Genomic DNA, 18,978 nt, shown 5'->3' with positions numbered 1-18,978 from the left:
GGATAAGGAAGGTCATTGAGCTTGTTATGTCCAAATGCGGCGTGCTCCTGCTGAACTTGGGGGGGCCAGAAACGCAGGCTGATGTGCAGCCCTTTCTCTACAACCTCTTTGCCGATCCGGAGCTCATCCGGCTGCCCTTTCCCTTTTTGCAGGGGGCATTTGCCTGGGCCATCTCCATCCTGCGAGCGCCCAAATCCCGGCGCAACTACGCTGCCATCGGGGGGGGATCTCCTTTGCGGCGCATCACCGCTGAACAGGCCCGAAAGCTGCAGGCCCAACTGGTGGCGGCGGGCTACGACGTGCCAGTGTATGTCGCCATGCGCTACTGGCACCCGCTCATTGAGTCTGTGGTGCAGCAGATCAAGTCGGACGGGATCACCCGCCTGGTGGTGCTGCCGCTGTACCCGCAGTACTCCATCAGCACAACTGGCTCCAGCTTCAAGCTCCTGGATCGCCTCTGGGCCGAAGACCCAGAGCTGGCCCGCATCGAGCGCCGCCAGATCTGTTCCTGGTACGATCAGCCCCAGTATGTCCAGGCCATGGCTAGGGCCATCCGGGAGCAGTTGGACGCCTTCGAGGATCCCCTAGAAGTGCATGTGCTCTTTAGCGCTCACGGCATTCCCGAAAGCTACGTCACCCAGGCCGGGGATCCCTACCAGCAAGAGATGGAGGCCTGCGTCGAGCTCATCTGGCGCCAGGTGGGACGCCCAAATGGCTACACGCTCTCCTACCAGAGCCGGGTGGGCTCGCTGCGCTGGCTGCAGCCCTACACCGAGAGAGTAATCCCAGAGCTAGGCGCGCGGGGAGTAAAGCAACTGCTGGTGGTGCCGATTAGCTTTGTCTCAGAGCACATCGAGACCCTGCAAGAGATCGACATCGAGTATCGAGAGCTGGCCCACCGGGCTGGGATCCGCGATTTTCGCCGTGTGCCCGCCTTGAACGCCGACCCGCTATTTATTGCTGGCCTGGCAGCTCTGGTGCAGCCCCATCTGGTTCCCTCAGCACCTGCTTTTGTGCCGGCTGCGGTGGGCAGCTCGCTGCTGGAGCGTTAGGCAAAAGGACTCTAGGCGGGGGGCAGGCCACAGTTAGCACCTGTTTTTGCCCAGCGGTTAGGTGCAGGCACGGCCTGGCCAAGTACTTGTGCTCTGGGGATCCTAGCCTTTAAATCAAAGTTTCCCCCTGTGCAAAATCGATGAGCGAAGCCCTGCTGACCGAGTGGCTGCTGGCCTATTTCCACCAACGGCTGCCCTTTCCCAAAGAGTGGCTGCCCCAGGGGAGCTACTGGGTGGGGGGATCCCTGCGGGATGCCTACCTGGCTTGGCTGCGAGGCCAGTCTGGAGACTCCAAGGGGCCAGTGGATTTGGATTTAATGTGTCCGGCGGATCCGGTGGGGTGGGCAGCAGGGGTGGCGCGGCGGCTGAAAGCCGGCTTTGTGGTGCTAGATGCGGAGCGACAGATTGCCCGCATCGTGCTGGGCCAAGGAGGGGCTTCCCCTCCCACAGCGGCGACGGTGGACGTAGCCCTGCAGGCGGGCCCCACCCCGGCGGCGGATCTGTGGCAACGGGACTTCACCTGCAATGCCCTGGCCCTGGAGCTGCGGGAGGGGCAACTGTTGGATCCCACAGGGGGGCGGGCGGACATTCAGCAGGGGTGTCTGCGCATGGTTCACCCCGACAACCTCAGCGCCGATCCGGTGCGGCTGTTGCGGGCCTATCGCCAAGCAGCCCAACTGGGGTTTGCGCTGGATCCGGCCACGGCAGAGGCGATTCGCCAGCGGGCTCCCCTCTTGGCCAATGTGGCAGCAGAACGGGTGCGGGCCGAGGTGGTGACCCTGTTGGAGACGGGGATCCCGGGCCTGGCCTACCTGCAGGCAGCCGTGGCGGCAGGTCTGCTGGCGGCTTGGCTGCCCCGCCTAGCCCCCCAGAGCCCCGGCTTTGCCCAGGCCCAAGCCGTCTGGCAATGGGCCGAGATCTGGCAACCCCAGTACCCCCGCACTCTGGCGGAGCTGGCCCAGCCTTTGGCGGATCGGCGCAGCAGCCTGTTGGCGACGGTGTTGGCAGCCCTGCTGTGGGATCCGGCAGGCACCCCTGCCGAGACGGTGGAAATCGAACTGGAACGGCTGCGCTTTAGCCGGGCCGAGATGCGGGCCGTCCAAAGGCTGCACCAGCTTCTGCCCCACTTCCAGAAGCTTTTGGCCAGCTCTCCCACCCCTCCCCAGCAGTGGCGGCTCTACCAGCAGGCGGGATCCCTCTTTGGCGGCCTAGCCCTGCTGGCTGCAGCCACCGGCAGCTCGGCAGAAACGATCCAGCTTTGGCTTAGCCGCTACGAAGATCCCCAGGATCCCCTGGCCCATCTGGTGCCCCTGCTGGATGGCCGCGACCTTCTGCACACCTTAGGTGGCCAACCTGGCCCCTGGGTAGGCCAGCTGTTGCAAGAGCTCCAGGAGGCCCAAGCTTGGGGCCAGATCCAAACCCGCGCCGAGGCCCTCTCCTTTGCCCGCCGCTGGCGCGAGAGAAGCTCCCAAACCTAGCCAAAGCGATAGCCAAAGCCGCGCACCGTTACCAAATACTCGGGGTTACTGGGATCCACCTCCAGCTTTTCTCGCAGCCAGCGGATGTGGACATCCACGGTTTTGCTGTCGCCCATGTAGTCGGATCCCCAGACCCGCTCCAGAAGCTGTTCCCGCGTCCAGACGCGGCGGGGATGGGACATGAACAGCTCCAACAGGCGGAACTCTTTAGGCGAGAAACTGACCTCCACCCCCCGCACCAACACGCGGCACTCCTGGGTAAACAGGCAAATATCCCCGTAGCGGAGCACTGTGGCCTCGCTGGTGTAAGCCTGCTGCCGACGGCGCAACACAGAGCGACAGCGGGCAATCAGCTCCCGCATGCCAAAAGGCTTAGTTAGGTAATCGTCGGCCCCCAGCTCCAGGCCCACCACCCGGTCAGTCTCGCTGCTTTTGGCCGTCAGCATCAAAATAGGGAGGGTGTTACCCTCCCTACGCAACAGCCGGCACAGATCCAAGCCATTCAAACTGGGCAGCATCAGATCGAGGATCATCAAGTCCAGCCGCTCGGCTGTATGCACCAGCTCTAGCGCCTCCCGACCGTCGGCAGCTTGCAAGACTCTGTACCCCTGTTCTTCCAGAGCAAGGGCAACGGTTTCCCGGATCGCATCCTCATCCTCCACCACCAGCAGAGTCTCCTGAAGGGGGGAAGCTTCCTTAGCTTGGGGAAGTTGACTGGTCATGGAAAGCAAACTCCGCCTCGCTTCATCACCCTCAATGGCAGCCGCCCGCTAGGATATCAAACTTCAGGGTTGGCCAACAGAGAGGGGAAAAGGGGTCAAATCGCGATTCGAGGTTCCAAGACGTCAGGTTGAACCCCGAAGGTTCCAACATCGGTTGGTTCAGGATGATTTAAGATTGGGGTGGAGCCGAAGCCACTGGCGCGGCCGGGCATGCTTGCTTCTCTTTCTGCACTCTGGACTACTGGCGGAGCAATTTTACGGTTGCTGCGCTGGCACAAGCCGGCAGGACGCTTGATTTTGATGATCCCTGCTCTGTGGGGAGCTTTCCTAGCCGGACGCGGAGCGCCGCCTTGGCCATTGGTCGGGATTCTCGTTCTAGGCAGTTTGGCCGCTAGCGGGGCAGGCTGTGTAATCAACGACCTCTGGGATCGGGACTTGGATCCGTTGGTGGAGCGCACCCGCACCCGCCCCCTAGCCAGCCGCGAATTGAGTGTTGGCGTCGGCATCGCAATGGCGTTGCTCTGCTTGGCCTGTGCGGGAGGGCTGGCGCTGTTGCTCAACCCCGTTAGCTTTGCCCTCTGTGTGGCAGCGGTGCCGGTGATTTTGCTCTACCCAGGGGCCAAGCGGGTTTTTCCAGTGCCCCAACTGATCCTGGCGTTGGCCTGGGGATTTGCCGTGCTCATCAGTTGGACAGCGGTGAGAGGTCAAGATCCCCAACTACCCCTGTGGGAGGAGGGGCTGGGCTGGCTGTGGCTGGCCACGGTACTCTGGACTCTAGGGTTTGATACGGTTTATGCTCTCTCGGATCGCGAAGACGACGAGCGAGCTGGGATCCACTCCAGCGCCCGTTTCTTTGGCCGGCAAACCCCAAGGGCGGTGGGGCTCTTTTTCCTAGGCACCACCATTGCCCTCTTGGGGGTGGGGCTTAGCCTACAGTTGCACGCGATCTATTTCCTCAGCCTGGCAGTTGCCGCCGGCCTCTGGGCTCGGCAAACCTGGCAGCTTCACCGGGTCCATTCCTCCCCCGGCCTCTACCCAGCTATCTTTGGCGAGAACGTGGTGCAAGGCTTTATCCTGCTGGCGGGGATGATTGCCGGCTGCCGGCTGGCCTAGTTGGGATAGATGCGCAGGCGGCGGTTGGGCTCTTCGCCAAAGCTCTGAGCGCGCAAGTGATAGGACTCCACCAGCTGATGCTGCAGCTTGCGGATGTGGGCAGAGCGGGGTAGGAGCTCCACCGGCTGCGACTTGGGGATGACGATTTGCTCCACCGCCAGGCGAGCTTCTTCCAGAGCTTCTGCTTCTTCTGCTGTGCTAGCCTGAATAAACAGCTCCAGGTCTGACTGGGCCCCCTCCTCACTCTCGATGTTGAGGATGCGGCGCAGGGCGCCGGCCAGAGCAATCAGGGTATTGGCCTTGACGGTATGAATGGGGATCTGGCGGGAGTGGGCCAGTTGCTGAATCTTGGAGCGGCTGCGCACCTGGGATCGCAAAGCCAAGACAATATCGGCCTCATCCAGGTCTTTGGTAACCTGCGCCGGCAGCTGCAGGGTCTGGATGACCTGCTCTAGGTGGAAACGGCTAACCCCATAGGGGTAGATCCTCAGGAGCCCCTCTGGGTCTTGCGGGAGCTCCGCTTCCTTTTCCTCCTCGGCTTTGGACTCTGACCGGGGGCTGGCTAGCGACCCCGCGGAGGAGGTAGGTTCTTCCTCCCTCGCTAAGGACAATCCAGGTTGCTGCAGACGGGTTGCAACTGGTTCCAAAGGTAAAGGCTCCAGGCGGCCGGAGGATCCCCAAGTGCCCCCCCCAGCAAACAGGGCAGTGTCGGCAGGGGGCCACTGGGGTCGCGAGAGGCTTGAGCGTCCGTTCATGCCAGTGGTACTGCGCACAATCACCACTTGGCCGCGTTCGTCCAGGCTGCGTATTTGGATTGACGCCTCGCGGTTACGTAGGAGGCAATCCACTGTGGCTGCCACATCTTCGTGGATGACCCAGCGATGCCGCTCTAGCATCTCCACCGCAATCTCAAAAGTCGGGGGAGCCTTGCGCTCCAGGACACTCTTCTGACAGCCCCGCCGCCGTGCCTCCTCGTCCCCCAGCGTGACGGATTGGATCCCGCCTATTAGATCCGAGAGGGTGGGGTTTTTAATCAGGTTTTCGATGCGGTTGCCATGGGCAGTGGCCACCAGTTGCACCCCTCGCTCGGCAATGGTGCGGGAGGCTAAAGCTTCCAACTCTGTGCCAATCTCGTCGATGATCACCACTTCCGGCATGTGGTTTTCCACCGCCTCGATCATCACCTTGTGCTGCAGCTCTGGGCTGGCCACCTGCATGCGTCTGGCCCGGCCAATCCCTGGGTGGGGCACGTCGCCATCACCGGCAATCTCGTTAGAGGTGTCGATGATAATGACCCGTTTGTGCAGCTCGTCTGCCAAAACGCGGGCAATTTCCCGTAGGGCAGTGGTTTTGCCTACTCCTGGCCGGCCCAGCAACAGCATTGAGCGGCCCTGCTCCACTAGATCCCGAATCATGGTGATGACACCGACCACGCAACGGCCCACCCGACAGGTAAGGCCGATGATCGTGCCCTGGCGGTTGCGGATGGCGCTAATCCGGTGCAGGGTTGAGGCAATGCCAGCCCGGTTGTCGCTGCTAAACTCCCCCACTTGGCTGATGACCAAATCCAGGTCGGCGCGGCTAACTACTTCCTCGGAGAGGTACTCCGCAAAGCCTGGGAAACGGGCTTCCGGGCGGCGGCCCAGATCCAGCACCACCTCCATCAGCTGATTTAAGTGAGGATGCTGCTGCAGCCGCTCCCGGATGGCTGGGGGCAGAACGTCCAGGAGCTTGTTTAAGTCGTCGTTGTAGAGGACTTGTCCGGGAAAGGAGGTGGGTTCCCTGTTCAAGGGCTGGGCTGGGAAACTCATGGTCAAGCGACGCTGTCAAGCACTGGAAAAACAGCTCGGTCGGAGGGCAACTGGCCGCTGCTTTACCTGCTGCACCAACTGCTTGGCTAACAGGATCGCTGTGGTCAGGCCAGATCCTTCCTCTAGATGGGCAGCCACCAACTGGCGGGCATAGCTGCCAAAGGCGATCCCCGCCACTGGCCAGCAGGGATCCAACAGCGACACTGTTTGCGCATTGGTTCCACCTGCCAATTGCACATAGCCAGGTAGGCCCATGTCCAGCACCTTGCGGGCCAGCTTTAGGGTGGCCTTGCTGGTGCCAGCCCCAATATCTCCGCTCATGGGCCGGCCGTCCACCTGCCAGATCAACACCTCCGGCACGGGATCCATCAGGGTTAGCAAATCCCGCAAATAGGCCTCAAGGCCCGGACCATCGTTAAAGCTAATCGAGACGGCCTGCAGCCGTCCCAGCCATGGCTTCAGGGCTCTCCACACTTGCTCAAACTGCTTCTGCCGGCCGATACAGGTGTGGATTTCTACTGCCTGAACGCCCAGCTCCACTAGAGACGGCAAGACCTCCGCTACTGCCACCTGATAGCCAGAGGTAACAATGCGCCGGTAGGGACAGACGGGCTCGCAGCGGCCACAGCCGTAGCACAGCTCCGCCTGGATGTAAACCCGGGCAGAGGGGCCTAGAGGCACCAAGGCATGGGGCGGACAGACCGCCACACAAGGCTGTGGACACTCGGCAGGGCAGGTGGGCTCTGTCAGGACTGCCTTGCGGAAATGGACATCCTCGCCGTCGTTAAGGCTAACCATCAGCCAAGGGGATCCCGCTTGCGGGTCTTCTGCTTGGGCTCGCTGGATCCCTTGTTGGGCAGCTCGGACAATAGCCGGCTCAGCGGCAACGTCGATGCAATCGGCCCCAGCTAGGGTGTAGAGAAAGGCTAACTCCCGAATTGAGGGCAAGTGGTGGAAACTTGCGCCACAGATGAGCTTGAACCAAGTGCCCTGGTGCAGCGAGGCTTTCGGCAAGGTCACAGGTACAACTAGCCACCAGCAAGGCCGCCTACTTGAGATGGTAGCAAAGATCCTCAGGCGCTCTGCAGGGCGCTCTCTAAAGGTTGCCAGCGAATTGACCGCTCTCGAGCCAGCTCCACCACAAACTTCACGCCCTTGTCTTCTTGGCTGAGCTTCACCAAGTAGGAAAGTTCTTGCCGGCTGAGGACATGCCCCTCGTAAAACCAAAAGACCAATCCCTTGGCCTTGGGGGGCAAAGTGGCCCGGTACTGCTCAATTAGCGAAGGGTAGAAGTAGGTGCGCCGCTGCGACTTGCCCAGGGTGGCAGGCCGCACCCCATGGCTGCGCGTCAGATAGCTGGCTAGATCCCCAATTCCCTTGCTAGAGAGGGTAACCACCTCATAGCCGGCCCCGCGCAGCCGCCGCAGGTAGTGTCCTTCGGATCCCCCTTCCGGCGTGACAAACATGGCCAAAGCCCCAGCCTGCTCGAGCTGTTGCACAAACTTGGCACCTGAGCCGACTAGCAACATAAGAAGCTCCGTCTTTGCCTGCGCCCATTGTAGCGGGAGTATGCCCCTGGCCGAGGATAGAAGTTTCCGATAGAACTCCTAGAAACTCCCCGGTTCTCCCCGACGTGCCGAAGAGCGGAGGCAGAGCAGGAAGAAGCGTTAGAATTGAGGACGACAGGAGAGCAACCACCAATGGCTCAACCAAGCTACCCCGTAACCAAAAGCGACGCCGAGTGGCGGCAGCTGCTTACTGAAGAACAGTACTACGTGCTGCGTCAAGAAGGGACTGAACCCCCCTTCCGCAATGCCTACTACAACAACAAGGCCCCAGGGATCTATGTCTGCGCGGGCTGTGGGCAGGCGCTGTTCTCTTCAGAGGCCAAATACGACAGCGGCACCGGCTGGCCCAGCTTTTGGCAGCCAATTGCTCCAGAGGTGATTGGCACCAAGACCGACTGGAAGCTGCTTGTGCCCCGCACCGAGGTGCACTGCTCCAACTGTGGCGGTCACCTGGGGCATGTGTTTCCGGATGGCCCCCCGCCAACAGGCTTGCGCTACTGCATCAACTCGGCAGCTTTGAAGTTTATTCCAGCCAACGCCTAGGCCTTTAAGCCGCCTGCCGGCTGAGCATGTCGGACTACACTTTCTTGGATGCTACCTCGATCCTGCTGCGGGAGGGCCTGGAAGCTCTCTTGGTGCTGCTGGCCCTGGTGGCGCTTCTTGGGAAGAGCGGGCAGTCGGCCCAGCAGCGCTGGGTATGGCTGGGAGGAGCAGCGGGTCTATTGGCAGCGGTGCTGCTTGGCCTCTTGGTCAAGCTGTTTTTCCAGCAGCTACTTACCCACACCCGCCAGGAGGTGCTGGAGGGGATCACGGGGCTGGTGGCAGCAGCTCTTCTGTTTTCGATCAGCCTCTGGCTGCACCGGCGGGCCGCCCTTGCTTCCTGGCAGACCTTTGTGCAAGAACAAGCCCAGGCAGCGCTCGCCACAGGCCAGGTTTTTTCCCTAGCTTTCCTGGCCTTTGCAGCGGTGTTTCGCGAGGGGGCAGAAACGGTGTTGTTTTACGTGGGATTGGCCCCTTCCCTGGCGGCAAAAGATCTCTGGCTGGGGATCGGTCTGGGATCCCTGCTGCTGGTGGGGATGGCGGTCTTGCTGCTGCAGGTGGGGCTGAAGCTGCCCTTGGGGGCTTTTTTCCGGGGTTTGAGCCTGCTGATCTTTTACTTGGGCTTTAAGTTCCTGGGCAGCAGCCTCCACGCTTTGCAAGTTGCAGGCTGGCTTCCGACGACCCCCTTATCCGGGATCCCGAAGCTGCGCTGGTTGGGGATCTATCCCACTTGGCAGACGCTGATCCCGCAAACGGTGCTGCTGGGAATAGCCTTTGTCTTGTGGATGAGGCAATGGCTGCGGGCTGATTCTGCTCAAAAGCTCTCTCCGTGAGAGAAAAACAGAGCCCGCCCCTAGGGAGCTGGCAGGCTGCTGCGTTTTAACCCAGAAATCAGGTGTCGTAAACGCGGCACTCGACGGCGTCGGGGTTTTCAGCACAGTGCTGCTCGAGGCTGCTGGGGGCCTTTGGCTGGTGGCTGCGGGCTGCCAGCACCTCCTCTACCGCATCCCAGGCTGCACGGCAGTGGGGATCCCCTTCGCCGTACTCAGAGCAGACTTTGCGCGCGTTCTCCAGCTCTTTGGCAATGACTTCAGACAGTCCCATATTCTCAAGCTCCTTTCGACCGGCAGGGCTCTTCACCCCTGGGTTGGTTGACGCAGATCGTCCACGGATAGGTTGAAGATGATACCGTTGGCCAACCAATCGCAGTGAATCTACTACCTACTATTCTATGTAGCCCCCGCCGGAGGGTGTTGCCATCCTTTTGCAATCTCTTTGGGATCACCTCAAGCCGCCAAACAGTTGGCTAATCTGCTGCCGCACCTGTTCCGGGGATCCCTGTTGGCGTACCTGTCCTTGCGCCAGAAAGATCGCCCCGTCTGCCCATTCCAGCTCTGCCAGCCGATGGGTGACCCAAAGAGCGGTGATCCCCTCTTGATCCACCAGCTGGCGGACGCAGCGCAGCAGATCCCTCTGGCTATCGGGATCCAAGAGGGCCGTCGGCTCGTCCAACAGCAGCACTTCACAGCGCTGGGCCAACGCCCCGGCAACTGCTACCCGTTGCTTCTGCCCACCGCTGAGGCCGTGGATAGGCCGGCGGATCAGGTGGCGCAGGCCTACCTGCTCCAGGGCCCTCTCCACCCGCTCCTGGATTTCTTCCAAGGTGAGGGGCTCTGCCCCCAAACCAAAAGCTACATCGGCCCCTACCGTTGGCATAAACAGTTGCTGATCCGGGTTCTGAAACACGTAGCCTAGCCGCCCCCGCACCTCCCAGAACCCCGCCAGGGGCTGGGGATAGGTGAGCACTCCTGATAGGAGCTGCAGCAAGGTCGATTTGCCGCTGCCATTGGGCCCCAGCAGCATCCATAGCTGGCCCTTGGGAACAGCAAAGCTGCACTCCTGCAGAACCGGCGGACTTCCTGGCCAGGCAAAGGTCAAGCCCTCTACCCGGATAGCCAACGGGGGTTCTCTCCCAGTGAGGGAACTCATAGACCCCTAAGAAGCTGGCCTTAGCCCTGCAACTGGGCCAAGAAGCCAGGGCGGACTCCCATGGGCGCGGTGCCGGACTTGGAGGTTATTTGCACGCCACAGAGCTCGGCAGTTAGCAAGAACACCTTCTTGCCCGTGCGGTCGCAGGTCAGCTCTAGGCTCTGAGGGGATCCGTTGCGAAGAGCCTCAACCACACTTTGATAGGCGCGGTTGGCCGCTTCCTCCTCTTTTTGGTGGATGACGATAGGGGCAGGATTCCCTTTCAGGAGCAGTTCGAGAGTATACATGGCTGACCGTTTGCGTAGTGGGCTGTGGACACCTGATCCCAGTATCGCAGGTTAAGGCGAGAGCTGGAGATCCCTGCCCTAGGGACAGGGGAAGGTGGGGGCGGGATCCCCTTCACTGAGGGCAGCAAACCAACTAGAAAGGACAGCTGGCAGGCACAGGCCGGGGTTGCCCCCAATGTGGAGCCGTTCTAGCCGCGGCAGTTCTGCCAAGAAGCTGGGCAGCTTGCCTGTGAGCTGGTTACGGGCCCGGCGCAGATCCCGCAATTGCTTAAGCTGGGCTAGCTCGGGGGGTATGGGTCCGCTGAGGCGATTGTCCGACAGGTACAGATTTTCCAGGTTGCGCAGTTGCCCCAGTTGGGGCGGAATGGGCCCAGAAAGCTGGTTGCGATCCAAAAAACAGCCCCTTAAGAGAGCTGAGCTGGCCGAGTTGGCTAGGAATGCTGCCACTGAGCTGGTTATCTTGCAAGCAGAGGTTTTCTAGGCGGCTGAGCCGACCTAGCTCTGGAGGAATGGATCCAGAGAGCTGGTTGTGATCCAAAAACAGTCCCCGCAGCTTGCCCAGTTGTCCTAGCTCCGGCGGAATGGGGCCAGAGAACTGGTTGTAGTCGAGAAAAAGCTGTTCCAACTCCCTCAACTGCCCCAGCTCGGCGGGGATAGGGCCGGAAAGTTGGTTGTAGCTTAGGGACAGAGCCCGCAGCCGGCGAAACTGGCCGATCTCCGGCGGCAGGGATCCCCTTAGCCCGCGGCGATCCAACACCAACTGGACAAGGCACTGATCTCTATCAAACAGAGCTACTTCCTCCACCACCTCAGGCCGGCCCATTGCGGCCAAGATTTGCCGGAGGAAGAGAGGATCCTGGCAGGAGGCAGCAGGCCAGGCCATCCTCCCTCAGCTCAGCCAAGCCCAAATCACCACTAGACCCAACACCCACCACCGCTACTGAGCTTTTTCTATCCCTTGCCCCATTGCCCTGCTCCAGAGGCCTCCCAACTGCCAGGCAGCCTCAGGAATTGGCAGCAGCAAGTGAGAATAGACGAGCAATGGGAAGATTGCCGCGACAGCCAACAGCGGCAGAACTGCTGAGATAAGGGCCTAGAGCTTGACCGCCTGGGAGCGCTGGATCACCTCAGCTTCGTTTAGAGGGGTGGGGGCGTGAAAAGACAGGCACCAAGGAGTTTGGATTTTGCAGGGCGGGTGAAGCTGCTGCGAGGAGAGGTAGAACTGTCCCACCTTTAAGACAGCCACATCTTCTCCGCTTCCTCCCCGCTGGGCAATTTGCTCGCGCACTACCTCAATGGCTGCTGGAGACGTGACCCGGCCAAAAAACTGGGTGGAGCAGTTGGCAACGATATTGTGGTCAATGCTCTTGGGTGCTTGGGTAGCAAAAATGAGACCCAAGCCGTATTTGCGCGCTTGGGCGGCCAGGCGCAGCAGGCTCTGCTTGCAGGGGGTAGTCCCCTGGGAGGGCACAAAGTCTTTGGCCTCGTCGATGACCAGCAGCCCGCGCACTGGCGCTTCCGGCGGGGCGGGGTTTTTCTTGATCCAGGTAAACAGCGTCATGGCCAGTTGATTGAGAAATTGCTGCTGTTCCCCCAGGGTGGGAAGGCCCACCAAGTTGACAACCGACACCCGGGTTTTGCCGTAGTCTGAGCCCAGCCCCAACAAGATGGCCGGATCCAACGCCATCCCCTGTTGATGGAGCAACTTGTTGTTAACCATGGCAGCCTTGAGGAGATTAGCCATCTGCAGCGCCAGTTGCGGCGCCTTGCTGATACCGGCTCCTGCTTCCGGAGGCAGATCCGCAAGGAACTCGGCAAAGTCAGCTAGAGATCCCGGCTGGTGGGTGGCAAAGTATTTCAAAGCTGCCTTGAGAACCCCCCGCTTCAGCTCGTCGCTGACGGTCTTGCCGGGGGCCACGATCTCCTGGAGGGCGCCCCAGGCCATGTCGACGGCCTGATCCAGCTCTTCGGGATCACCGGCCAGCGCAGCAAAGTCCGGCAGGGGGGCGAGGGTGAGGGGGTTGCCCGCCGCCAGCCCAGGGGTCCAAACCACCACCTCGGTTTGGGCAAAGTAGCGCTCTGCCTTGGCTTGATCCTCCTCTGTCCAGCCTTCGGGAGCGGCAGGCCAGGGATCCCCCAGCCGGGCCAAGTCGTTGGCTGCATCGATGACGATGGAAGGGATCCCCTGCAAGGCTGCCTCTTCCACCATTCGCCTCAAGAGCACCGTTTTCCCCGAGCCGCTGCCAGCCAAAATCACAGTGTGCCGCACCAGCTCCTCGATGGGCAGAAAAACTGGCTCACCCTCCCGGTTGGCTATCCAGCGTCGTCCGACAAACAAACCTGGCGAAGGTCTCGGCGGCTGCAAGTCTTGCTTGGCTTCAGGAGCTTTGCCGTTGCCTGCCCTAGGAGGGGAGGAAACTCCCTTTTCCTCAGGCTCAGCTCTCGTAGCCCAGTCAGCCGGGATCCCTTCCCTCAGCCAGGCAAGGATTTTGGCCAGCCCCGAATCCAACTCAGCATTTGCCAGGTGGGTAAGAGGTTGCCGCTCCGCCAGCCAATCTCTAAAATCGCGTCTGGATTGGAGCTGCTCCAGGGCCAGCAGAACCCTGATTTCCTCCTCGCTGGGCTGCCAGTGGATCCCACCCTCCTCAAGGAACTTTTGCCACAGTTTCTGAGTACGTTCGCCTCCTGGTAGGGAGGTAGTGCGCACCACTACCAACTTGCGAAATCGCAGGGCCGCGTCGATCCCGGCTGCCGTCCTAGCAGCTACTAAGCGAGTTTGGAAAGATCTGGGATTAGTTGATTGAATAGCTGTAAAACAAAGGTGCCTTTCCCGCTCGTTTGCCTCGTAGAAGATTAGCCGCAAGCGAGAATGCAGAGGCGAGAAACCTCTGGATCCAGGGAAGTCAGTTTCCACTTGGCTGCCAATACTAGCCGGCAACTTTTCCTGACAGACGAGAAAGTTGCACAGAGAAGCTAGGGGCTCTTTCCATATCTCGTTCTCGTTTTCCTGTAAATACGGGGAAATATCAACCTTTTGCTTGGCCTCCTCAAAGATTCGATCTAGTTCCTTCAGTGGAGGGGGACTTGGAGTGATAGGAGCAGAACTTGGGACACCTAACTCGGTAACTCTCCCTTCCCGTAGGCATTGCTCCCTGTGCTCATGACATTTCTGGAGGAGCTCCCGAGGATAGATACTCTGCTGGAAGAACTCCGGCTTAAACGGGTAGGAAGGATAGGGAGGGATAAAGCCCACCTTGTGGTAGGCAGCCTGCAGGCGAGGAACAACAACTCCCTCAGCGACAGCGACACTGTCCCGAGGAAGAGGCCTCAAAGTTAAAGGCGGCTCAAAGCGTCCTGTAAAGGTTGCAACAGCTGTTTTCCTTAGAATTTCCCAAGACTGGTTTAGGCACGAGATGATGACAAGGGATCGGGAGAGGCAGTCCCGTAGCCCAATGAGGCCACCTGCGATGTTATGAATGATGTTTTGGGAAGCTTCTCTTTCTGTCTCTGGCGAGAGCTCCTGCAAGGATGACGAAGGACTAGGACTTGTTTGAGATTGCACAACAATGGGATCCAACTGATCCAAAGCAACTACAGTGGGTCCCCTTAGGCTCATCAGCCAAGAAAGCCCTGCAACAACTTGACTAGGATTTAAGCTGGCGTTGGTAAAACCGAATTGTCGGGCAACCTCTGATTCCACACCTAGGCCCTGTATCCAGCTATTACCTATTGACGCCAGTGAAAAATCATTCGAATTAGCTAGAATGGCAGCTCGTACACAATCTTGGTACTTGATGGTGTGCTTGCGATCTTGAGTGAATAGCCATTGCAGAGTTTGTCTAATGACGTCGAGCAAAGATTCGTGGGAAAAACTGGCGATCTCCTTCGCCTGCTTGGGAGTAGAGAGAGCTCTCAGAAAGACCAGATCGAGAATTTTTTGGAGCTGGCTAGTGCCATCAGGCTCTTCCTGAAGCAGAGAGGTGAGGTAGCCCTGGATTACGGTTTCCCAAAAGTCTTTCACATCGGTCATGTCCACTAGGACAAATCCCACCCCTTTTTCAAAGCAGCGCTGTCTTAAGACCCTGAGAAGGTGGGTTTTGCCAGAGCCACCATTGCCAAGCACAGGGATTCCAAAGGGTGTCTCCATCTGGGGAGATTGGATTAACTTCTCCAGCCGGCTGAATAGCTTCTCCCTGACATCCCGGTTAAGCTCAGGAACGTCAAAATCCGGAGGTTGCCAGATTTTTCTAAGATGAACTGTCCAATCAAAATCAACCTCCTTGAGGGCTTCTAGAGCTTTTTGTTGGTTGATTGAGAAAGAGGTACTTTCCTTGGAAGTCATGGCTAGTTCCTAACACGAAGAACGTGCTTGTCGTAGCCGTACAGGTTAATAGCGGCGGCTTTGATTTCAGGAGTAATGGACAGAGGATCGTCCAGGTTCATCAGCACTATCTTGCCTTGGTCGTGCAAAGTCAGGAGCGCCTGATCCAATAGCCAGGAGGGAACATCGGGAAATCTTTTGCGCAAGTCGGATAAGTAGACCATGAAGTAGCGCCCTCCCATCTCCTCGCAGGTGCGAAAGACCTTCTCGAGGAAGTTAGGATCAACCTCCCCTTCGCTAACTTCCCAGGGCTGCGTTTGCCCAGTAGGAACAGGGGCTGCTCCACCGAGAGAGGGTCTGTTCGCGTCAGCGGGCCGTAGGCCTAGAATCCGCGCCAAGGGAACGTTCTCCCGCTGTGCGTAATCCACTAGGGTTGCCAACGCCTTTTGCAAAACAACTGCTGCCTCTGGCGACTTGGAGCGGGCGATGGCTGTTGGAGGTGTGGTAGAAGCCCAGTCCCAGGCCTTGTCAGTCAGCACAAGCCGGGTTATCCTCCTTCCCTTTTCGACTACAGTCTTGCATTCAATGAGGCCCTTTTCCTCCAACAGCTTGAGCTCTTTGGTCCTATGCTTTGGCTTCACTTGCGACTTGGTCGGTTCTTCCCCTGTTAGCAGGAGCTTCCAGAGCAAGATTTCGCTTTTGGGCAACAAATCGCTCATTTCCCCAACCTCCAGCCCTGCCTCAAAGCCGGCTCTGTTGCAATTGAACCACCTTGCGGATCATCTCCACCGCCCGCTCGCAGTCGGACATCACCAGCTCATTGGGAATCCGCAACACCAAGTAGCCGGAGATGAGCAACTCGTAGTCCCGCAGGCGATCCTGGTAGTAGTGGTTTGGCTCGCGGTGCTCTGGCCCATCCACTTCCACCACCACCTTACCCTCCCGCCAAAGCAGATCCGCTCGGAAAGTGCGTCCGTTAACACTCTGTACAGTTTGGTTGAATTCCAGCAAATTCTTTAACTGTGCATCTGCTGCCACCCGGTCGGCCAGCTTTCTCTCAGCGGGACTGAAGGGGTGAGGGGATCCCTTGTAACCCACCACCACCTGTACCGAGCTGTCGAACTCCTTTAGCCTCTCAGGAAGCGGCAGTCGAATGGCACCGTAGCTCACGGAGGCCAATTCGGGGTGATCAGTCAAAGCGCTCGGCACCACCAGCACCAGCCGTGCCTGACTGTTGTCGGCCAACCAGATAGCTGCCTTGGCCAAGCCGAGTAAGTAGCTGGGCGCCGGCTCTGTCTCGTCGGTTGCCAAAGCCAAGGTCAGCTCGCGAGGGGCAATGGCCTTGGCCAGTTGCTGCACCTGGATCGCCCGCTGGATCCCTGGCAGCAGAGGCAGGCGTTGCTGTTGGCACAGGTGCATGGCCGCCCTGAGCCAGGTGCTGGCAATGGTGGGATCCTGTTTTGCTGGTAGCTCTTGGGCGCGGAGACGATTGTGAGCTTGAACCTCTGCCGTTGTGCCCGGCTCAAACTTTTCCCCATACCAATAAGGCCAGAGGGATAGGGCTACCCTCGCCAGCACCTGCAGACACTCATCGAGGATGGCATCCTGGGCAGGAATTCGGTGCCAAAGCTTGGAGACAAAGACCGTCTCTCGAGTTTCAGCCTCCTCCGCCAGGCTCGCTAGCGCTTCCTCCACGCACGGCGCCAGTAACAGCTTGACCTCCCCCTCTTTGCCTAGGTCTTGCCACGAAAGAACGGCCACCTCGCCTCTCCCACCTGCCTCCTGGAATCCTAGCCTAGGCCAGGCCGGGGGGAGAGGGTATCGCAAGCTGGGTCGGCAGGGATTCGAACCCTGGGCCAATCGGTTAAAAGCCGAGTGCTCTACCGCTGAGCTACCGACCCGAGTTTACACTTTCGTTATGATAGCAGGACTTTTGTCACATTCGCGAAGACTCTAGCCGGATCCCCGAGAGTTTTGCTAGTCTAGATGTAAGCTAACCCCGGGGCTGTAACGGTTTCGACGGGGTGGCGAACAAGGGTTCATGATACAGGTCGGGCTTGAGCTTATCCCGTTACCACTAGGCTCAACAAAGTAGGTGCGAACAACGTCGTACCTTTTGCTCGTAAAGCAGCTGCTCTGGCTGCCTAAGGCTCAGTAAGAGAAGTCTGAGCTCGAGGATCCTCCCACGACCCCGTTAAGTGGGCGGGTCACAACCCCAACGGGTGCAGCTCTCTTCTCCGGCTCCGTCGAGGGAGAGCCTAAGCTTAGGCGGAGAACTCCCATCGCCGGGATCTAAACGGCGATCCCCGCCTTGAGGGTCAGAGAGGCTAAGCCTGTGAAGGAGTGAACCCCCAGTACCCATCTCGGACACGGGTTCGACTCCCGTCAGCTCCATCTCCAGGTCAACCTGAGGTTATTGGCCCAGACCATCCTCGGTCAGGAGGGAGACGGGGCCTTTGAGTCCCTCTAGAGGTGAGTTCCTCAAGCGGCTTTACGGGCGGGGAAGCTGCCATGGCTGTGCCCTACAATCAGGGACAGTGGGTTGGAGAAAAGAGGGCCATGCGGCTCGTCGACCAACAGGGGCGTCTCCTGGGCAAAGTCAGTCTCCTGGATCTGGGGGCGCTGGCCATTGTAGTAGCGGCGATTGTGGCTGTCCTGTTTTTCCCCGGGCGGCAGGCGGGCAGCGTCGTCCAGGTGGGGGGTGGCCCCACGCTGCCGGTGGAAGTGGATATGATTGTGCGGGGGGTCAGCAGCCGATCCCTGGAACCTTTTCAAGCAGGTCAGAAGGCTGACTTGATTATCCGCAACCAACCCTACGGCCAGGTGGAGGTGGTGCGGGTGGAAAATGTCAGCCGCACTGTGCCGGTGGTTTTTCCCGATGGACGGGTTGAGAACTTGCCTGACCCAGAGCCCTACCGCTTTGATCTGGTGTTTACCTTGCGGGGACGGGGCCAGCGGACAGAAAATGGCATTGTCCTAGGCAACAACCGCGTCAAAGTCGGCGTTCCCCTGGAGCTCGAGACCTTTAGCTACAACTTGCGTGGAACCGTGATGGATGTGCGGCTGCTGCAATCGTAGAGGATCTCAAGCCCAATGCAGCTACAGGAGATCGCCCAAAAATTGGGATGCCCCTACGAGGGAGATCCCACCCTAGAAATTCACGGCGTGGCTAGCCTAGCAGAGGCGCGCCCAGGAGAGCTGAGTTTTCTCAGTGAAGCCCGCTACCTACCCTTGCTGGAGCAGACCCAAGCCAGCGCCGTCATTGTGGAGGAATCGCTGGTTCTGCCCCGCCCCATTGCCTGCCTGCGAGGGAAGGATCCCCGTCTGCTCTTTGCCCAGGCCATCGAGCTGTTTTACCAGCCCTATCGCTTGCCTGTTGGGATCCATCCCACCGCTGTGATTGATCCCAGCGTTGAGTTGGGAGAAGGTGTGGCCATTGGGCCGCATGTAGTGGTGATGGAAGGGGTGAAAATTGGCGACTACACCCAAATCCACCCCAACGTAACCATCTACCCCCACGTGCGGATTGGATCCCGCTGTCAGCTTTTCGCCAACTGCGTCATTCACGAGCGCACGGAGATTGGGGATGATTGCCTAATCCACAGCGGTGCTGTCATCGGCGACGACGGCTTTGGCCACATTCCTCTTCCCGACGGCTCCTGGCGGCGCATGCTGCAGGCAGGCCGGGTGGTGCTGGAAGACGGCGTAGAGGTGGGCAGCAACACCACCATCGACCGGGCCGCTGTTGGCGAGACCCGCATTGGCCGGGGCACCAAGATTGACAACCTAGTGCAGATTGGCCACGGCGTGAAGACGGGATCCCACTGCTTGATCGTGGCTCAGGTGGGCATTGCCGGCAGCACCCAATTGGGCCACCACGTCATCTTGGCTGGGCAATGCGGCCTGGCTGGGCACCTGCATATTGGCGATGGCGTACGCGTGGCCGCCCAGACAGGAGTAACCAGCGACGTCCCCGCTGGTCAAACCGTGGCCGGCTACCCCCATCAGCCTATTGCCGAATGGCGCAGGAGCATGGCCGTCCAGCGGCATCTGCCTGAGCTGCAACGTACCTTGCGCAAGCTGGAAGCTCGTGTGGC

The 18,978-nt window shown here is 59.6% G+C and carries 19 protein-coding genes, 1 tRNA gene and 1 other RNA gene; 8 read left to right on the top strand and 13 right to left on the bottom strand.

What is annotated here, in order from left to right; translation table 11 throughout:
• The first annotated feature begins 26 nt into the window (after positions 1-26).
• Both hemH and NW807_RS01945 read left to right on the top strand, forming a co-directional pair.
• Positions 27-1,052 (top strand): ferrochelatase, encoded by a 1,026-nt coding sequence (gene hemH / locus NW807_RS01950; RefSeq protein ID WP_414393084.1) that lies wholly within the window; start codon positions 27-29, stop codon positions 1,050-1,052.
• A gap of 140 nt (positions 1,053-1,192) precedes the next feature.
• Positions 1,193-2,530, top strand: coding sequence for a CCA tRNA nucleotidyltransferase (locus NW807_RS01945; protein ID WP_414425141.1), 1,338 nt, complete (start codon positions 1,193-1,195; stop codon positions 2,528-2,530).
• Here the strand turns inward: NW807_RS01945 and NW807_RS01940 are convergent.
• A complete protein-coding gene (locus NW807_RS01940) occupies positions 2,527-3,288 on the bottom strand; it encodes a response regulator (protein ID WP_414406028.1) in 762 nt (253 codons plus the stop codon). The two genes, NW807_RS01945 and NW807_RS01940, sit on opposite strands and share 4 nt — an antisense overlap.
• Positions 3,289-3,462: 174 nt before the next feature.
• Between NW807_RS01940 and NW807_RS01935 the strand changes: the two genes are divergently transcribed.
• Positions 3,463-4,365: a 4-hydroxybenzoate solanesyltransferase gene (locus tag NW807_RS01935; RefSeq protein ID WP_414420215.1), complete on the top strand. Its 903-nt coding sequence runs from the start codon at positions 3,463-3,465 to the stop codon at positions 4,363-4,365.
• On the opposite strand, the gene NW807_RS01930 is transcribed toward NW807_RS01935, so the two are convergent.
• The 3 genes from NW807_RS01930 to ndhN are packed head-to-tail and all read right to left on the bottom strand — an operon-like array spanning position 4,362 to position 7,705.
• Positions 4,362-6,176 carry a R3H domain-containing nucleic acid-binding protein gene (locus tag NW807_RS01930; RefSeq protein WP_414425140.1) on the bottom strand — a complete coding sequence of 605 codons (1,815 nt, stop codon included), beginning with the start codon at positions 6,174-6,176 and terminating at the stop codon, positions 4,362-4,364. The two genes, NW807_RS01935 and NW807_RS01930, sit on opposite strands and share 4 nt — an antisense overlap.
• 15 nt (positions 6,177-6,191) lie before the next feature.
• Positions 6,192-7,196 carry an LdpA C-terminal domain-containing domain gene (locus NW807_RS01925; protein ID WP_414406005.1) on the bottom strand — a complete coding sequence of 335 codons (1,005 nt, stop codon included), beginning with the start codon at positions 7,194-7,196 and terminating at the stop codon, positions 6,192-6,194.
• Between the two features lie 53 nt (positions 7,197-7,249).
• Positions 7,250-7,705 carry an NAD(P)H-quinone oxidoreductase subunit N gene (gene ndhN, locus NW807_RS01920; protein ID WP_414393074.1) on the bottom strand — a complete coding sequence of 152 codons (456 nt, stop codon included), beginning with the start codon at positions 7,703-7,705 and terminating at the stop codon, positions 7,250-7,252.
• 171 nt (positions 7,706-7,876) lie between these two features.
• Between ndhN and msrB the strand changes: the two genes are divergently transcribed.
• Together msrB and NW807_RS01910 are read left to right on the top strand one after the other, a co-directional pair.
• The gene (gene msrB / locus NW807_RS01915; protein WP_414393072.1) at positions 7,877-8,287 is read left to right on the top strand and encodes a peptide-methionine (R)-S-oxide reductase MsrB; all 411 of its coding nucleotides are present in this window, start codon (positions 7,877-7,879) and stop codon (positions 8,285-8,287) included.
• A gap of 26 nt (positions 8,288-8,313) precedes the next feature.
• Positions 8,314-9,117 carry an FTR1 family iron permease gene (locus NW807_RS01910; protein WP_414425139.1) on the top strand — a complete coding sequence of 268 codons (804 nt, stop codon included), beginning with the start codon at positions 8,314-8,316 and terminating at the stop codon, positions 9,115-9,117.
• Between the two features lie 58 nt (positions 9,118-9,175).
• On the opposite strand, the gene NW807_RS01905 is transcribed toward NW807_RS01910, so the two are convergent.
• From NW807_RS01905 to NW807_RS01865, 9 genes are all read right to left on the bottom strand, one after another.
• Positions 9,176-9,388: a CP12 domain-containing protein gene (locus NW807_RS01905; RefSeq protein ID WP_011429904.1), complete on the bottom strand. Its 213-nt coding sequence runs from the start codon at positions 9,386-9,388 to the stop codon at positions 9,176-9,178.
• A 177-nt stretch (positions 9,389-9,565) separates the two neighbouring features.
• The gene (locus NW807_RS01900; RefSeq protein WP_414393067.1) at positions 9,566-10,273 is read right to left on the bottom strand and encodes an energy-coupling factor ABC transporter ATP-binding protein; all 708 of its coding nucleotides are present in this window, start codon (positions 10,271-10,273) and stop codon (positions 9,566-9,568) included.
• 20 nt (positions 10,274-10,293) lie between these two features.
• On the bottom strand, positions 10,294-10,560 hold the full coding sequence (locus NW807_RS01895; protein WP_414425138.1) for a hypothetical protein: 267 nt from the start codon (positions 10,558-10,560) through the stop codon (positions 10,294-10,296).
• Positions 10,561-10,638: 78 nt separating this feature from the next.
• Complete coding sequence (locus NW807_RS01890; RefSeq protein WP_414425156.1) at positions 10,639-10,881, bottom strand: hypothetical protein; 243 nt, start codon at positions 10,879-10,881, stop codon at positions 10,639-10,641.
• Complete coding sequence (locus NW807_RS01885) at positions 10,829-11,443, bottom strand: hypothetical protein (protein ID WP_414425137.1); 615 nt, start codon at positions 11,441-11,443, stop codon at positions 10,829-10,831. The genes NW807_RS01890 and NW807_RS01885 overlap by 53 nt, the downstream gene beginning before the upstream one ends.
• Positions 11,444-11,653: 210 nt before the next feature.
• Positions 11,654-13,498, bottom strand: coding sequence for a helicase HerA domain-containing protein (locus NW807_RS01880; protein ID WP_414425136.1), 1,845 nt, complete (start codon positions 13,496-13,498; stop codon positions 11,654-11,656).
• Positions 13,499-14,904: 1,406 nt separating this feature from the next.
• Positions 14,905-15,420 carry a hypothetical protein gene (locus tag NW807_RS01875; protein WP_414425135.1) on the bottom strand — a complete coding sequence of 172 codons (516 nt, stop codon included), beginning with the start codon at positions 15,418-15,420 and terminating at the stop codon, positions 14,905-14,907.
• Between the two features lie 202 nt (positions 15,421-15,622).
• On the bottom strand, positions 15,623-16,642 hold the full coding sequence (locus tag NW807_RS01870) for an endonuclease domain-containing protein (RefSeq protein WP_414425134.1): 1,020 nt from the start codon (positions 16,640-16,642) through the stop codon (positions 15,623-15,625).
• Positions 16,643-16,710: 68 nt separating this feature from the next.
• Positions 16,711-16,782: transfer RNA gene (locus tag NW807_RS01865), tRNA-Lys, on the bottom strand.
• A gap of 100 nt (positions 16,783-16,882) precedes the next feature.
• Here NW807_RS01865 and ssrA point away from each other — a divergent pair.
• From ssrA to lpxD, 3 genes are all read left to right on the top strand, one after another.
• Positions 16,883-17,278, top strand: a transfer-messenger RNA (tmRNA) gene (gene ssrA, locus NW807_RS01860).
• A gap of 114 nt (positions 17,279-17,392) precedes the next feature.
• Complete coding sequence (locus NW807_RS01855; protein ID WP_414425133.1) at positions 17,393-17,959, top strand: DUF4330 domain-containing protein; 567 nt, start codon at positions 17,393-17,395, stop codon at positions 17,957-17,959.
• Between the two features lie 15 nt (positions 17,960-17,974).
• Positions 17,975-18,978: UDP-3-O-(3-hydroxymyristoyl)glucosamine N-acyltransferase (lpxD, locus tag NW807_RS01850; RefSeq protein ID WP_414425132.1), on the top strand; the 1,004-nt coding region annotated here is incomplete at its 3' end.

This window comes from Synechococcus sp. R70.1, from assembly GCF_047461675.1.
In the GTDB taxonomy this organism is placed as follows: Bacteria; Cyanobacteriota; Cyanobacteriia; order Thermostichales; family Thermostichaceae; genus Thermostichus.
Note: the sequence above shows the minus strand (reverse complement) of the source record. Positions and strands in the feature narration are given on the sequence as shown.